The sequence below is a fragment of the Streptomyces sp. NPDC060049 genome (assembly GCF_042736715.1).
In the GTDB taxonomy this organism is placed as follows: domain Bacteria; phylum Actinomycetota; class Actinomycetes; order Streptomycetales; family Streptomycetaceae; genus Streptomyces.
In genome coordinates this window covers 262525-277116 of record NZ_JBHWVV010000003.1, presented here as the reverse complement: position 1 = coordinate 277116, position 14592 = coordinate 262525, and the positions used below count along the sequence as shown (strand labels likewise).

Sequence of the window (14592 nt, the reverse complement as noted above, 5' to 3'; positions counted from 1 at the left end):
TCCGGCTCGTACCCGGGAGGGACGCGGGTTACAACCCGCACCGCGAATACTCGTACACATGAACCGCCGCCCTCTCGTCATCGCCGCCGCCACCGTGGGAGTCCTCGCCACCGCCGCCATCGCCCTGCCCAACCTCCCGCCCAATCCCCTGACCGACACGATCGACGACCGCGTGTTCAAGGAGAAGGGCATGCGCTTCGCGACGGCGGCCGACGCCCCGACCCGCGGGGAGCCGAGATGGATGCTGCCGGAGTGGGTGCCGAAGGACGCGACCGCCGTGCGAATAAAGGCGCGGACGGACGGCAAGGCCCGGCTGATCCGGTTCAGTCTGGGCGCCACCCCGCTGAACGGCCCGCAGTGCCCGGCGGGCATAACGAAGAAGCCGTCGGAAAGGAAGCTCGCCGCCAAATGGTGGCCGGCCGGTACGCAGGAGGAGGAGCGGCCCGAGTGCCGCGACCACTACCAGTACCAGGTCACGGTGCGGGGCAAGGAGGTCTACGCGTGGTCCGACGGCACCCCGTCCCCCGGAGCGAGGATGCGGGACGTTACCCCGGTCCAGCAGGCGTCGCGCGGCGCCCGCTGATCCGGAGTACGGGCCCCGCGGCCAAGGCCAAGGCCACGGCCGGGCACGGGCTCCGGAGCAACCGCGGCCGGCAACCGCGGCAGGGCTCAGGGGCGGGCTCTGCCCGTACGCAGCTCGCGTGTCGCCGCCAGTCCCGTGACGCCGACCCGGAGCGGGCGCAGCCGATCCTGCACCGAGGCCGCCGCGGACAGCCCTGCCGACGGGCGAAGCCGCGCCCCGGCTCCCGGGGCGGATCCTCGCCGAAGCCGGTCGCCAGGGCCCACGGCTTCGGGGCCGGGTAGCGGATCCGGCCAACGCCCGTGAACCCGGCAGCCGCCGCGCACCTGGCGCACGGCTCCTGGGTGCTCCAGAGCCTCGCCGCGCTCGGGTCTCAGTCGGTGCGCGTGGCCGCCAGGGCGTTCATCACGGCGGGGACGAGCGGTGTACCGCGGGGGGCAGGTTCCTGGTCCGTCCCCGTACGCCTTGTTACGGCCCTCGGCGATCACCTTGCCGTCGCAATCCGTCAGGACCGCCGCCACCGCCAGGCCGCCGGCGACGCATAGGCGAGGGCGAGGGCGAGGGCGAGGGCGAGTGCGAGTGCGAGTGCCCTGCGGAGCGGCTCCGGCGTACCCCGCCACGCCGTGTCGACATCATGCTCGCCGCTGGCCATCGGGCCGTTATGGTCACCGCCATGGACATCCGCCCCGCCCGCACCCCCGCCGAACTCCAGGCCGCGGAAGGACTCTTCGACGGGCCCGTGCGCCCCGACTGGTCGCAGCGGTTCCTCGACGCCCCCGGGCACCTGATGCTCATCGCCTACGTGGACGGAGTACCCGCCGGGATGGTCTCCGGCATCGAGATGAGCCACCCCGACAAGGGCACCGAGATGTGCCTGTACGAGCTCTCCGTGGACGAGGGCTACCGCCGGCGCGGCATCGGCCGCGCGCTGACGAAGGCACTCGCCGCCGAGGCGCAGTCGCGCGGCTGTTACGGCATGTGGGTGGGCGTCGACACGGACAACGATGCCGCGCTGGCCACCTACGAGGCGGCCGGCGCCAGCGACGAGGGCCTCTTCGCCATGCGCGGCTGGCCCATCGCCCCCTAGACGGCCTGGTGCTGTGACCGGGAGGTCCGGGTCGCGGCGCCCGGCACGGCACCTCGCGGCGGTGTCGGACCACGCAAGTACGTCCGGTACGAGCCACGGCCCTCAGCCCCGGGGCACCTCCCAGCGGTAGCTGGAGGAGATGTACCGCACTGAACACCGGACCCGGCACACCTTCCCGGCACGGCACTAGGCCCGGGGCCCGGCCCGCTCAGCCCCGGGCCGGCCCCGCGCCCGACCCGCCCCGCCTCAGCCCAGCCGTCCCACCCGCCGCGCCCGGCCTGGCTAGACCAGGCCAACCCAGCCCGACCGGCCCAGCCGACCCGACCGACCGGCCCAGCCGACCCGCCCGACCGGGGCCGGCCCACCCCAACTCAGCGCCCGACCCGCCCGACCCGCCCGACCGGCCCGCCCCTCCCCAGCCCGACCGCGGCCCGGCCCGGCGCACCGGGCTCCGGCCCCGTCGCTCGTGCGGCGGCGTGTCGTGGGGCCAGTCGGCGCACCCTCCGCGCGGTCGGCCCGCGCCTCGCCGAGCATCGGCCGCATGACCGCATTCACCTCCTTGCTCCCGGCTGCCGCCCTGCTGGCGGTGGCCACCGCCCTGCCGCCGTACGCCGCCGAAGCCAACGCCGCCACCGCCACCGCCGCCGCCACCGCCAGCGCCGCCACCGACGCCTACGTCGTCGTCCTCAAGGACCAGGCGTCCCGCGCCGCCGCCCTCGCCTCCACCCACATCCTCGCCGCCGAGGCCGAGGCCGCCGGCGACCGCGTGGGGACCGTCTACGACGCCGCCCTCAACGGCTTCGCCGTCCGCACCACCGCCGCCCGCGCCGCCGAACTCGCCGCCGACCCCAGGGTGGCCTCCGTGGAGCCCGACGCATTGTTCCGGATCGGCGGCGCCCCGACCGGCGCCGCAGACGCGCAGCCCCTCGTGCAGGCGTCCGCGCCCTGGTCGCTGGACCGGCTCGACCAGCGAGCACTCCCGCTCGACGGCTCGTACACGTACCCGGCCACGGCGCAGGGGGTCACCGCGTACATTCTGGACACCGGGATCAACACCCTGCACCAGGAGTTCGGCGGCCGGGCCCGCTGGGGCGCCAACGCGGTGTTCCTGGAAGGCGCCACGGACTGCAACGGACACGGCACGCACGTCGCGGGAACCGTCGGCGGGGCCTCCTACGGGGTCGCGAAGGCCGTTTCGCTCGTCGCCGTGAAGGTCGCGAACTGCCGCGGCGATGCACGCCTGTCGGCGATGACGGCCGGTATCGACTGGATGGTGAAGGACTCCCTCAAGTCGCCCGCGACCCCGGCCGTCGCGAACATGAGCCTGGGCGGCAGCTACAGCTTCGCCCTGAACCGGGCCGTGACGCGGGCGGTCGCGGCAGGCATCACCTTCGCCGTGGCCGCCGGCAACTCCGCGGAGAACGCCTGCACCGGCTCCCCGTCGGGCGTCCCCCAGGCGCTCACGGTGGGAGCGACCGACGCCGAGGACCGGCGTCCCTCCTTCTCCGACTACGGCTCCTGCGTGGACATCTCCGCCCCGGGCGTCGCCGTCACCTCGGCCTGGAAGGGCTCCGCCACGGCCACCGCGCGGGCCTCCGGCACCTCGATGGCCGCTCCGCACGCGGCGGGCGCCGCCGCGCTGGTCCTCGCGCAGGGTCTGGCGGCCGGCGGCCCGCGCAAGACCCCGGCGCAGGTGGCCGAAATCCTCCTACGGGACTCCGTACGGGACCGGATCGCCGCCCTGCCGGCCGGGACGCCGAACCTGCTGCTCCACGTCCCGGCCGGCGGCCTGTAGCGGCGCGGCGAACCCGCCGGCGGTGCCCGTCCGTCGGTGGGAGGCAACGGGAGACAACCGGAGACAACGGGAGGCCACGGGAGACGACGACGCGGCGGCGGGGCGACCGCGGGGGCACGGTAGGAGCCGGCCGAAGGCGGCCGGGACGGGCCGGTGAAGGCGGCGGGCGGCCCCACCCGCCGCCCGCCCGGTCGGCGTCAAAATCCCAGCTCAGAGCCGGAGCGAACCCCTCCGGCGAACCCACCCGCCCCACCCGCACAACCCACCGGCCGGTCGGTTTCCGGTCCCCCCGCCCACCCGGTCTGATGGCACATCAATTTCTGTGTGCTTCAGGCGAAAGCAAGCCATTGACTTCTCATCACCGCGACGCGTCAATGTCGGCCACCGCACCGGCTCGGCCTCCCCCACACAGCGGGTGGGGGGAGGGTTCGTATGACGAAGGAGTCGCGACCCAGTGAGTACAACGTTTCGACGAAGAGTTCTGGCCGGGACGGGCGCTTTGTCCCTCGCCCTGACGGGCGCCGTGGTGGGTCTGTCGGGTACCGCGCAGGCCGCGACCAAGACGACGCCCGTCCAGGTGGACTGCGTCGCACCGCCGCCCCAGGCCGGCGCCTCGGGCATCCAGCCCTACACGATCACCCTGCCCGACGGCGCCAAGGCCGGCGACGTGGTCCCGATCACCATCGACCCGGGTGCGAGCCCGGTCATTCCGGGCTTCTCCGTCACCACGGTGAACACGTCCAAGATCACCCTCGCGGTCGGCTCGACCCTGCAGACGGTCGTCAGCCCGCCCGAGACGGTCACTGTGGTCGCCGGGCAGCCGCTCGACCCCTCCGCCTTCTCCGGCACCATCAAGATCCCGGACGGCACCGAGGGCACCACGGTGAACGTGGCCCTGAACCTGTCGGTGACCGACGCGAACCTCGGCGGCTCGGTCTTCACCACCACCTGCACCCCGAATCCGCGCCCGAGCGCCTCCCTCGGATCGGTCGTCGTCGAGGCCCTGCCGAAGGACCCGATCACCACCAAGCTGACGCCCAACAGCGGCAAGGCCGGCACTGCGGTCACCGTCACGGGCGCCAACTTCCCGGCCGGCGCGGTCACCTGCTCCGCGCTCAAGGGCGGCGTCGCGACGGGTGACGCCGGTACCGGCACGGCCACCGCGGCCGGCGCCGCGACCTGCGACCTCGTCGTCACCAAGGCCGCCGACGAGATCAGGATCGACGGCTCGATCACCCCGTACAAGGCCTTCGTCTTCGTCGTCGACCAGCCCGGCGTGAAGAACCCGGTCGACGTCGAGGTCCTGCCCGGTCCGCTGGCCATCGGCCCGCAGGCCGGCAACCCGGCCGTGGACTTCGGCAAGGTCACCATCAACGGCAAGGCCCAGTCGGTGGTGGGCCAGTTCACCGCCATGGCCGTACAGGACTTCCGCGGCGGCACCCTCGGCTGGGACGTCTCGGCGACCCGTACGCCGTTCCTGAACGAGGTCACCGGTCACTCGATGACCAAGGCGCAGATCGGCATCCAGCCGACCTGCAAGGTGACCAACGCAGACAGCCCGAGCACCTGCACCGCCGGTGCGCCCGGCGCGATCTCCGACACCCCGATGAAGATCGCCTCCCAGAGTGCGGGCGGCGAGAACCTGACCGGTGGCGAGTTCGAGATCGGCGGAGCCGGAATGATCCAGCTCCCGCCGTTCATGTTCGCGGACACCTACCAGTCGGTCGTCACCTTCTCGATCGCCTGACCGCACGGCCCCGCTCCAACCCCGGGTGGTGGGGGGCGCCCGCCCCCCCCCCCCCCCACCCCCCCCCCCCCCCCCCCCCCCCCCCCCCCCCCCCCCCCCCCCCCCCCCCCCCCCCCCCCCCCCCCCCCCCCCGGGGGGGGGGGCCCCCCCCCCCCCCCCCCCCCACCCTTCCGCGCACCCCCGGGACCCACGCCCTTCCGCCCTCCCCCGTCCGGCCCGACTGGAGAACCGCCCATGCGCACCCGCACCCTCCTCCTCGGCCTGCTCCTCGGCCTCGCCGCCCTGCTGCTCCCGGCCCTGCCCGCGGCGGCCGCGGACAACGGCACCTGGGGCGTCTTCCCGACCCCGCCCGCCGGCGCGGCGATGACCGACCGCGCGTACTTCTTCCACCAGGGCTCGGCCGGCACCACGGTCAGCGACAGCGCGACGATCGTGAACTCCTCCGACAAGGAGCTGACGTTCCGGATATTCGCCACCGATGCCGTGAACACCCCGGTGGGCGGCGCCTTCGCGCTGCTGCCGGTCGAGACGAAGCCCGCGGACGTCGGCACCTGGATCGCGCTGCCGCCCGAGACGAAGACGACCGTGACCGTGCCGCCCAAGGGCCGCAAGGACTTCCCGTTCTCCGTGAAGGTCCCCGCGGACGCGACGCCCGGTGACCACGTGGGCGGGATCGTCGCCCTCAACACCGCCGTGGAGGGTGTCCAGGAAGAGGGCAAGGTCAAGGTCGGGGTCAAGCGCCAGGTCGGCGCCCGGCTCTACTTCCGGGTTCCGGGGCCGGTGACTCCCGGGCTGAGCGTGGAGGACGTGAGGGTGAGCCGGGCGGCGCCGCTGCTGCCCTGGGTCAAGGACGCCCGCGCCAGGATCTCGTACTCCCTGGTCAACCGGGGCAACGTGGTCGTCGAGCCGAAGGTGGCGGTCTCCGCCGAGGGCCTGTTCGGCCGCCGGGTGTTGGACCGGCCGGCCCGCGAGCTGAAGCTGGTGCTGCTGCCGGGCCAGCGGATCGAGCTGACGGAGGACTGGGCGGACGCGCCGCAGTCGGACTGGGTCACCGTCGACATCACCGCCGGCGCCTCGGCCTACCCCGACCTCGTCTCCGTATCCGATGCGGAGTTCCTCGCCGTGCCGTGGCCCGCGCTGGGCGTGCTCCTGGTGCTGGCGGGCGCCGCGATCACCGGCTGGGTGCTGCGCCGACGCCGCCGCAGCGGCTCCGAGCAGCCGGAGGGAACCGAAGATCTGGCTGAAGTGCGCTGACCGGCAGGGCCCGGGACGCAAACGTGCTCGCCCCCCGCGGTGAGGGTTGCGGGGGGCGAGTGTCTCAGCGGGCCCGGGGCGCTGTGGTGCCCCCGGGCCAACGGGGCGTGCGCCCGGTCAGTGGTTGCGGGGGAAGCCGAGGTCCACGCCGGTCGGGGCGTCCGCCGGGTCGGGCCAGCGGGTCGTGACGACCTTGCCCCGCGTGTAGAAGTGGATGCCGTCGTTGCCGTAGATGTGGTGGTCGCCGAAGAGCGAGTCCTTCCAGCCACCGAAGGAGTGGTAGCCCACCGGCACCGGGATCGGCACGTTGACGCCGACCATGCCCGCCTCCACCTCCAGCTGGAAGCGGCGGGCGGCGCCGCCGTCGCGGGTGAAGATGGCGGTGCCGTTGCCGTAGGGCGAGGCGTTGATGAGCGCCAGGCCCTCTTCGTAGGTCTCGGCGCGCAGCACGCACAGCACGGGGCCGAAGATCTCGTCGCGGTAGGCGTCGGAGTCGGTCTTGACGTGGTCCAGCAGCGAGAGGCCGATCCAGTGGCCGTTCTCGTTGCCCTCCACCGTGTAGCCGGTGCCGTCCAGGACCACGTCGGCGCCCTGCGCGGCCGCGCCCTTCACGTACGAGGCGACCTTGTCGCGGTGGGCCGCGGTGATCAGCGGGCCCATCTCGGAGAGCGGGTCGTTGCCGGGCCCGATCTTGATCTTCTCGGCGCGCTCGCGGATCTTCTCCACCAGCGTGTCGGCGATCGAGCCGACGGCCACGACGGCGGAGATGGCCATGCAGCGCTCGCCGGCCGAGCCGTAGGCGGCCGAGACGGCCGCGTCGGCGGCGGCGTCCAGGTCGGCGTCGGGCAGCACGAGCATGTGGTTCTTGGCGCCGCCCAGGGCCTGGACGCGCTTGCCGTTGGCGGAGGCGGTGGTGTGGATGTGGCGGGCGATCGGGGTCGAGCCCACGAAGGAGACGGCCGCGACGTCGGGGTGCGAGAGCAGGGCGTCGACGGCGACCTTGTCACCGTGGACGACGTTCAGCACGCCCGCCGGAAGACCGGCCTCGGAGGCCAGCCGGGCGAGCAGGCCGGCGGCCGACGGGTCCTTCTCGCTCGGCTTGAGGATGAAGGTGTTGCCGCAGGCCACGGCCAGCGGGAACATCCACATCGGCACCATCGCCGGGAAGTTGAAGGGGGTGATGCCCGCGACGACGCCGATGGGCTGGCGGATCGAGGAGACGTCGACGCGACTGGAGACGGACGTCGACAGCTCGCCCTTGAGCTGCACGGTGATCCCGCAGGCCAGCTCGACGATCTCCAGGCCCCGGGCGACCTCGCCCAGCGCGTCCGAGTGCACCTTGCCGTGCTCGGCGACGATGAGGTCGGCGATGGCGTCGCGGTTGGCGTCCAGCAGGGCGCGGTAGGCGAACAGCACCTTGGTGCGGGCGGCCAGCGAGGACTGGCCCCAGGACAGGAACGCCTCCTTGGCGACCTGTACGGCGGCGTCCACCTCGGCGGCGGACGCGAGGGCCACCTGCGTGGTGACCTCGCCGGTGGCCGGGTCGGTGACCGGGCCGTAGTTGCCCGAAGCGCCCTCGACGGTCTTGCCACCGATCCAGTGGTTGACGGTCTTCATGCCTTGCTCCTTCACAGATGGCGACGTCGATGCGCGGCTTGCCGGTCGTACTCTTCGCGGGCTTCCACCGCCGACACACGGGTCGCGGTCTCAGCCACAGGAACATCCCACCACGCCTGTGCCGGGGGTGGGCCCGACACAGTGTCGGGTGTTCGGGTCTGCGCGTAGACACATGTGGGACGGTCCGCCACTCGCGCCTCGGCGAGGGCTTTCCGCAGGTCACCAATGGTGTGGGCGCGCATCACGGCCATCCCGAGGGAGGCGGCGTTGGCTGCCAGGTCCAGCGGCAGCGGCGGGCCGCCGTACGAACCGTCCGCCGCTCGGAAGCGGTACGCGGTCGCGAACCCCTCACCGCCCACCGCGTCCGAGAGGCCCCCGATGGAGGCGTATCCGCGGTTGTCGAGGATCACCACCCTGATGGGGATCCCCTCCTGCACGGCGGTGACGATCTCGGTCGGGTTCATCAGGTACGTCCCGTCGCCGACCAGGGCCCACACCGGGCGGCCGGGCGCGGCGAGGGCGGTTCCGATCGCGGCGGGGATCTCGTAGCCCATGCAGGAGTAGCCGTATTCGACGTGGTACTGGTCGGCGGAGCGGGCCCGCCACAGTTTGTGCAGGTCTCCGGGGAGCGAGCCGGCGGCGTTGATCAGGATGTCGTCGCCGTCGACGAGGGCGTCGAGGAGCCCGAGCACCTGCGCCTGGGTCGGTACGGCGTCCTCGTCGGGAGCCGCGAAGGCCCGGTCGACCCGCCGCTCCCACGCCCCCTTCCCTTCTTTGTACGCCGCCTCGTACGGGGGGTCCACCCGGTACCCGGTGACCTCGGCCCGGAGCTCGTCCAGGCCCGCACGCGCGTCGCAGACCAAGGGGTGGGCGGCGAGCTTGTGGGCGTCGTACGGGTCCAGGTTGAGTCCGACGAACCGCACGTCCGGGTGCTGGAAGAGCGTCGAGGAGGCGGTGGTGAAGTCGGTGAGCCGGGTCCCGGCGGCGATCACCAGATCGGCCTCGCGGGCCAGGCGGGCCGCGGTGGCCGTGCCCGTGTGCCCGATCCCGCCCACGTCGGCGGGGTGGTCCCACGGGAGCACCCCCTTGCCCGCCTGCGTGACGGCCACCGGAATCCCCGTGGCCCGCGCGAACTCCGCCAGGGCCGCCTGCGCCCCGCTGTGCCGGACCCCGCCACCGGCGATGACCAGCGGCCGCGCGGAGCCCCGTAGGGCCTCGGCCGCGCGCGCGAGCTCCGTACGGTCGGGCCGGGGCCGGCGTACGCCCCACACGCGCTCGGCGAAGAACTCCTCCGGCCAGTCGTACGCCTCGGCCTGCACGTCCTGCGGCAGCGCGAGGGTGACGGCGCCGGTCTGCACGGGGTCGGTGAGGACCCGCACGGCCTGGAGGGCGGCGGGGATCAGGGCCTCGGGACGGGTGATCCGGTCGAAGTGGCGGGAGACGGGGCGCAGCGTGTCGTTGACGGACACGTCGCCCGCGTAGGGCACCTCGAGCTGCTGGAGCACGGGGTCGGCGGGCCGGGTGGCGAAGGCGTCCCCGGGCAGCAGGAGGACCGGGATCCGGTTGACGGTGGCGAGGGCGGCCCCGGTGACGAGGTTGGTCGCCCCGGGCCCGATGGAGGTGGTGACGGCGTGCGCGGACAGCCGCCCGCTCTGCCGTGCGTACCCGACGGCGGCGTGCACCATGGCCTGTTCGTTGCGCCCTTGCAGGAACGGCATCTCCTCAGGGCCGGTCTCCAGCAGGGCCTGCCCGATGCCGGCGACGTTCCCGTGACCGAAGATCCCCCAGGTGGCGGCGATCAGCCGCTGCCGTCGTCCGTCGCGCTCGGTGTACTGGCGGGCGAGGAAGCGGACGAGGGCCTGCGCGACGGTGAGCCTGATCGTCATACGGGGTCCTCCGCGCGGTAGAAGGGCAGCCGGGGGTCGATGTCCTGACCGGTCCAGGTGGAGCGGATCCAGCCGTGATCGGGGTGATCGCTGATCAGCCACTCCCGGGTGCGGCCGGGCCCCGCCATGACGTTGAGGTAGTACATGTCGTGTCCGGGCGCGGCGATGGACGGACCGTGCCAGCCGTCCGGGATGAGCACGGTGTCCCCGGTCCTCACCTCGGTGAGGATGTCGGTCTTCCCCGCCGGGGAGGGGCTGACACGCTGATATCCGAGTCCGGGCGCTCCCGCGTGCCCGCGGATCTCGTAGTGGTAGATCTCCTCCAGCCGGGATTCCTCACCGGGCCGGTGCTCGTCGTGCTTGTGGGGCGGGTACGAGGACCAGTTCCCGCCGGGGGTCAGTACCTCGACGGCGATGAGCCGGTCGCAGACGAAGGCGTCGGCGGCGGCGAAGTTGTTGACCTGGCGGGAGCACTGACCGGCGCCCCTGAGCTCCACCGGGACCTGTCGGGCGGGACCGTACCGGGCGGGCAGTCGCCGCTCGCACCGCGCCCCGGCGAGCGCGAAGCGTCCCCCTCCGGGAGAGGTGATCTCGGCGTGTCCGTCCCGGGGCAGGTAGGCGAAATCGGTGACGGCGTCGAACACCCCGGTCCGCCCGTGCAGTTCGAAGACCTGCGGTCCGCTGCCGGGGTTGGCGGGGTTGGCGGGGTTGGCGGGGTTGGCGGGGTTGGCGGGGTTGGCGCCCCCAGGATCCTCCGCCCCGGACACCGGCGGGGCCGGATCTCGGCGTTGGGGGAACGGCTCCGTGCAGCGGACCGCGCAGGCGCCGGCCAGCGGGAGGACGATCCACTCCGACTCCCCGCACGTGTGCGCGTACACCTCCCCCGGCTCGAGGTCGAGCACGAGCAGTCCCGTCCACTCCATCGCCCGCTCAGACACCACCGGCACGGCCCAGCACCTCCTCCACCTCGTGCGCGAACGGCATCGCCGTCGAGCACGCCAGCCGTGAGGCCACGATCGCCCCGGCCGCGTTCGCGTAGCGGATCGTCCGCTCCAACTCCCATCCCGCGAGCAGTCCGTGGCACAGGGCTCCGCCGAACGCGTCGCCCGCGCCGAGCCCGTTGACGACCGTCACCGGCACCGGAGGCGCCTGCGCCACCGTTCCGTCGCGGTGGACGGCCAGGACCCCCCGCGGGCCCCGCTTCACCACCGCGAGCTCCACCCCCGCCGCGAGCAGGGCCCGCGCGGCCGCATACGGCTCGGTCTCGCCGGTGGCGATCGCGCACTCCTCGGCGTTGCCCACGGCCACCGTGGCCAGCCCGAGCGCCCGGCCGTACCACTCGCCCGCCCCCGCCGCCTCGGACCCGGCCCCTTCTCCGGACCCGGCCCCTTCTCCGGACCCCGCTCCGGCCCCGGCTTCGCAGGGCCACAGCATCGGCCGCCAGTCCAGGTCGAACACCGTCATCCCGGTCTTCGCGCGTGCCTCCAGCGCGGCCAGCGTGGCCGTGCGGCTCGGCTCCGCGCTGAGCCCCGTACCCGTCATCCAGAACGCGCGGGCGGCCCGGACCGCGTCGAGGTCCAGCTCGGGGGCGCCGATCTCCAGGTCCGGGGCCTTCGGGTAGCGGTAGAAGTACAGCGGGAAGTCGTCCGGCGGGAAGATCTCGCAGAAGGTCACCGGCGTCGGGTAGGCCGCCACCTCCCCCACCCACCGGTCGTCCACACCGAAACCGCGCAGCTCCGAGCGGAGGTACGCCCCGAAGGGGTCCGCGCCGGTCCGGCTGATCAGAGCCGTCCGCCGCCCCAGCCGTGCCGCCGCGACCGCCACGTTGGCGGGCGAACCGCCCAGGAACTTTCCGAAGGTGTCGGCTTCCCCGAGCGGTACGCCCGTCTTCAAGGGGTAGAGATCCACCCCGATGCGCCCCATCGTGATCAGGTCGAACGCCACCGGATCCGTAGCCATCACCACACCCTTCCTGCCGACCGCACGCTCCCCGTCCCTTCGAGCCTCGCACTTTAAGGTGGCCGCATGACGTCCTCACCGCCCGCGTTGACCCGTATCCGCATCGGTTCGGCTCCGGATTCCTGGGGGGTCTGGTTCCCCGACGATCCGGCGCAGACCCCGTGGGAGCGGTTCCTCGACGAGGTCGCGGACGCGGGGTACGAGTGGATCGAGCTCGGCCCGTACGGATACCTCCCCACCGATCCCGCCCGGCTCGCCGACGAAGTGGCCAAGCGGGGCCTGCGGGTTTCGGCCGGAACCGTCTTCACCGGACTCCATCACGGGCCCGCCGTGTGGGAGGACACCTGGGAGCACGTGTCGCGGATCGCGGAGCTCACCCGCGCCGTGGGGGCGGCGCACCTCGTCGTGATCCCGGCCTTCTGGAGGGACGACAAGACCGGCGAGGTGCTGGAGGACCGTACGCTCACGCCCGCCGCCTGGCGTGAACTCGCCACTCAGACCGAGCGGCTGGGGCGGCAGGTCCAGGACCGGTACGGGCTGCGGATCGTCGTGCACCCGCACGCCGACACACACATCGACACCCCCGAGAACGTGGCCCGCTTCCTCGACGCGACGGATCCGGCCCTGGTCTCCCTCTGCCTGGACACGGGTCACTACGCGTACTGCGGCGGCGACAGCGTCCAGGCCATCGAGACCTTCGCGGAGCGGATCGGCTACCTCCACCTCAAGCAGGTGGATCCCCGGATCCTCGCCGAAGTCGTCGCGGGCCAGGTGCCCTTCGGGCCGGCCGTGGCGCGCGGGGTGATGTGCGAGCCGCCGGCGGGGGTGCCCGCGCTGGAACCGGTGCTGGCGGCCGCCCAGCGGCTCGGAGTGGACCTGTTCGCGATCGTCGAGCAGGACATGTACCCGTGCCCGCCCGAGCGCCCGCTGCCGATCGCCCGCCGCACCCGCGACTACCTGCGCTCCTGCGGCGCCCGCTGACCGAAGTCCCGCCGTCCGAAGCCTGTCGGCCGGGGCCAGCCGTCCGAAGCCCTGCCCGAAGCCCTGCGAAGCCCCGCCGACCGACTCATCACGGAGGAACAGAACATGACCAGCACGCTCGGCATCGCCGTCATCGGCACCGGGAAGATGGGCTCCGACCACGTCCGCCGGTTCGGGCGGACGGTGGGCGGAGCCCGGGTGGTGGCCTTGGCCGACCCGGACGGGGACCGGGTCAAGGAGGTCGCGGCCGGGCTGGAGGGGGCGAGCGCCCACACCGATCCGGCGGCCGCGATAGCCGCGCCCGGGGTGGACGCCGTACTCATCGCCTCGCCCGGGCCCGCACACGAGCAGGCGATCATGCTCGCGCTGGAACGGCGGCTGCCGGTGCTCTGCGAGAAGCCGCTCACCCCGGATCCGGCGGGAGCCCTGCGGATCATGGAGGCGGAGGCGCGCCACGGCCGCAGGCTCGTCCAGGTGGGCTTCATGCGGCGTTACGACGCCGAGTACACCCGGCTCAAGGAGCTGCTCGACGCGGGCGGCATCGGGCGGCCGCTCTTCCTGCACTGCCGGCACCGCAACGCCTCCTCCCCCTCCTTCTTCACGAGCGACATGCTGATCAGTGACTCGGTCGTGCACGAGGTGGACGCGGCCCGCTGGCTGCTCGGCCACGAGATCACGGCCGTGACCGTGCTCTCCCCGACGCCCACCTCCGCCGCCCCCGAGGGGCTGCGCGATCCGCGCCTGGTCCTCCTGGAGACCTCGGGCGGCGCCGTCGTGGACGTCGAGATCTTCGTCAACTGCGGTTTCGGGTACCAGGTGCAGTGCGAGGCGGTCGGCGAGTCCGGCAGCGCCCGGATCGGCGACGGCCACGCGATGGTCGTCCAGTCGGCGGGCCGGTGGGGCGGGAAGATCGACCAGGACTTCACGGAGCGGTTCGCCGACGCCTACGACCGCCAGCTCCGGAACTGGATCACGGCGGCCGCGCGGGGCCGGGTGGACGGCCCCGACGCGTGGGACGGCTACGCGGCGGCGGCCGTCTCCGAGGCGGGCCTCGCCGCGGCGCGCAGCGGTGTACGGACCCTCGTGGAGCAGGTGGAACGGCCGGTCCTCTACCGCTGAGCCCGGCCTGCCCGGCGGTGCCGCGTGTTCCATATGTGCCGGTTGTTCCTGGTACCTACGCATGCGCGTTGTGTGCCGTGTGTGTCACAGGGGTCGCCTTCGTGTCACGCATATCCGCATTACACGGGTTTTCCGTCACAGCCGGTCGACAGGCCCTCCCCCGCCCTCACCGTCGGTCGTTCTCCGGGCACAACCGAGTGATCGTCAGTGTCCACGCACCGGCTCCCCCGACGGCCTCCCGGCCGGCCCCGCGGCGTGGACAAGGAGGTGTCGAGGATGAGCGACCGACAGCTGTGGTCGTACAAGGAGATCGCCGCTCACATCCGGGTCCAGCCGGACACCGTGCGCTCCTACCGCAAGCACGGGCTGCTGCCGGCGCCCGACCACGTGGAGGGCGGCAAGCCCTACTGGTACGCCGACACCATCCGCGCCTGGGTGGCCCGCCGGCCCGGCAACCGGGGACGCCGCGAGGAGTGACCCCCGGCTTGCGGACCACGGACGGGACCCTCCCGGGCCCGTCCGCACAGGCTCCGACCATGCTGTCCGGCCGGCGGCTCCCGGCCGGCG

At 73.4% G+C, this 14592-nt stretch carries 13 protein-coding genes; 8 read left to right on the top strand and 5 right to left on the bottom strand.

Translation table 11 applies throughout. The features are described from left to right. The first annotated feature begins 58 nt into the window (after positions 1-58). The gene (locus ACFWBY_RS06505) at positions 59-583 is read left to right on the top strand and encodes a hypothetical protein (RefSeq protein ID WP_385344542.1); all 525 of its coding nucleotides are present in this window, start codon (positions 59-61) and stop codon (positions 581-583) included. Positions 584-1085: 502 nt separating this feature from the next. Here ACFWBY_RS06505 and ACFWBY_RS06500 read toward each other — a convergent pair. Then, the gene (locus tag ACFWBY_RS06500; protein ID WP_385344539.1) at positions 1086-1232 is read right to left on the bottom strand and encodes a hypothetical protein; all 147 of its coding nucleotides are present in this window, start codon (positions 1230-1232) and stop codon (positions 1086-1088) included. Positions 1233-1253: 21 nt separating this feature from the next. Between ACFWBY_RS06500 and ACFWBY_RS06495 the strand changes: the two genes are divergently transcribed. The 4 genes from ACFWBY_RS06495 to ACFWBY_RS06480 all read left to right on the top strand — a co-directional run bounded on the left by ACFWBY_RS06495 (position 1254) and on the right by ACFWBY_RS06480 (position 6463). Next, positions 1254-1667, top strand: a complete 414-nt coding sequence (locus ACFWBY_RS06495; protein WP_385344536.1) for a GNAT family N-acetyltransferase — start codon at positions 1254-1256, stop codon at positions 1665-1667. A gap of 541 nt (positions 1668-2208) precedes the next feature. Next, positions 2209-3462 (top strand): S8 family peptidase, encoded by a 1254-nt coding sequence (locus ACFWBY_RS06490; RefSeq protein WP_385344534.1) that lies wholly within the window; start codon positions 2209-2211, stop codon positions 3460-3462. Between the two features lie 454 nt (positions 3463-3916). Further along, positions 3917-5209, top strand: coding sequence for a hypothetical protein (locus tag ACFWBY_RS06485; protein ID WP_385344531.1), 1293 nt, complete (start codon positions 3917-3919; stop codon positions 5207-5209). Between the two features lie 234 nt (positions 5210-5443). Then, a complete protein-coding gene (locus ACFWBY_RS06480; protein ID WP_385343812.1) occupies positions 5444-6463 on the top strand; it encodes a WxL protein peptidoglycan domain-containing protein in 1020 nt (339 codons plus the stop codon). Positions 6464-6580: 117 nt separating this feature from the next. Here the strand turns inward: ACFWBY_RS06480 and ACFWBY_RS06475 are convergent, their stop codons facing one another. From ACFWBY_RS06475 to iolC, 4 genes are read right to left on the bottom strand one after another with little or no spacing between them, the layout of a single operon-like run. Next, positions 6581-8080, bottom strand: coding sequence for a CoA-acylating methylmalonate-semialdehyde dehydrogenase (locus ACFWBY_RS06475; RefSeq protein WP_385343809.1), 1500 nt, complete (start codon positions 8078-8080; stop codon positions 6581-6583). A gap of 11 nt (positions 8081-8091) precedes the next feature. Next, the gene (gene iolD, locus ACFWBY_RS06470) at positions 8092-9966 is read right to left on the bottom strand and encodes a 3D-(3,5/4)-trihydroxycyclohexane-1,2-dione acylhydrolase (decyclizing) (protein WP_385343807.1); all 1875 of its coding nucleotides are present in this window, start codon (positions 9964-9966) and stop codon (positions 8092-8094) included. Continuing rightward, entirely contained in the window at positions 9963-10889 is a 927-nt protein-coding gene (gene iolB, locus ACFWBY_RS06465) for a 5-deoxy-glucuronate isomerase (RefSeq protein WP_385343815.1), read from the bottom strand. The genes iolD and iolB overlap by 4 nt, the downstream gene beginning before the upstream one ends. Before the next feature lie 7 nt (positions 10890-10896). After that, a complete protein-coding gene (gene iolC, locus ACFWBY_RS06460; protein WP_385343804.1) occupies positions 10897-11925 on the bottom strand; it encodes a 5-dehydro-2-deoxygluconokinase in 1029 nt (342 codons plus the stop codon). A gap of 66 nt (positions 11926-11991) precedes the next feature. Between iolC and ACFWBY_RS06455 the strand changes: the two genes are divergently transcribed. The 3 genes from ACFWBY_RS06455 to ACFWBY_RS06445 all read left to right on the top strand — a co-directional run bounded on the left by ACFWBY_RS06455 (position 11992) and on the right by ACFWBY_RS06445 (position 14502). Further along, the gene (locus tag ACFWBY_RS06455) at positions 11992-12906 is read left to right on the top strand and encodes a sugar phosphate isomerase/epimerase family protein (RefSeq protein ID WP_385343801.1); all 915 of its coding nucleotides are present in this window, start codon (positions 11992-11994) and stop codon (positions 12904-12906) included. A gap of 105 nt (positions 12907-13011) precedes the next feature. Continuing rightward, positions 13012-14025, top strand: coding sequence for a Gfo/Idh/MocA family protein (locus ACFWBY_RS06450; protein ID WP_385343798.1), 1014 nt, complete (start codon positions 13012-13014; stop codon positions 14023-14025). 276 nt (positions 14026-14301) lie between these two features. After that, positions 14302-14502 (top strand): MerR family transcriptional regulator, encoded by a 201-nt coding sequence (locus tag ACFWBY_RS06445; protein WP_358896182.1) that lies wholly within the window; start codon positions 14302-14304, stop codon positions 14500-14502. Positions 14503-14592: the final 90 nt, after the last annotated feature.

Bases quoted from the DNA above. Each gene is read 5' to 3' on its own strand.
- ACFWBY_RS06505 (WP_385344542.1), top strand. From the start codon at position 59: ATGAACCGCCGCCCTCTCGTCATCGCCGCCGCCACCGTGGGAGTCCTC.
- ACFWBY_RS06500 (WP_385344539.1), bottom strand. From the start codon at position 1,232: ATGGCCAGCGGCGAGCATGATGTCGACACGGCGTGGCGGGGTACGCCG.
- ACFWBY_RS06495 (WP_385344536.1), top strand. From the start codon at position 1,254: ATGGACATCCGCCCCGCCCGCACCCCCGCCGAACTCCAGGCCGCGGAA.
- ACFWBY_RS06490 (WP_385344534.1), top strand. From the start codon at position 2,209: ATGACCGCATTCACCTCCTTGCTCCCGGCTGCCGCCCTGCTGGCGGTG.
- ACFWBY_RS06480 (WP_385343812.1), top strand. From the start codon at position 5,444: ATGCGCACCCGCACCCTCCTCCTCGGCCTGCTCCTCGGCCTCGCCGCC.
- ACFWBY_RS06475 (WP_385343809.1), bottom strand. From the start codon at position 8,080: ATGAAGACCGTCAACCACTGGATCGGTGGCAAGACCGTCGAGGGCGCT.
- iolD (WP_385343807.1), bottom strand. From the start codon at position 9,966: ATGACGATCAGGCTCACCGTCGCGCAGGCCCTCGTCCGCTTCCTCGCC.
- iolB (WP_385343815.1), bottom strand. From the start codon at position 10,889: ATGGAGTGGACGGGACTGCTCGTGCTCGACCTCGAGCCGGGGGAGGTG.
- iolC (WP_385343804.1), bottom strand. From the start codon at position 11,925: ATGGCTACGGATCCGGTGGCGTTCGACCTGATCACGATGGGGCGCATC.
- ACFWBY_RS06455 (WP_385343801.1), top strand. From the start codon at position 11,992: ATGACGTCCTCACCGCCCGCGTTGACCCGTATCCGCATCGGTTCGGCT.
- ACFWBY_RS06450 (WP_385343798.1), top strand. From the start codon at position 13,012: ATGACCAGCACGCTCGGCATCGCCGTCATCGGCACCGGGAAGATGGGC.
- ACFWBY_RS06445 (WP_358896182.1), top strand. From the start codon at position 14,302: ATGAGCGACCGACAGCTGTGGTCGTACAAGGAGATCGCCGCTCACATC.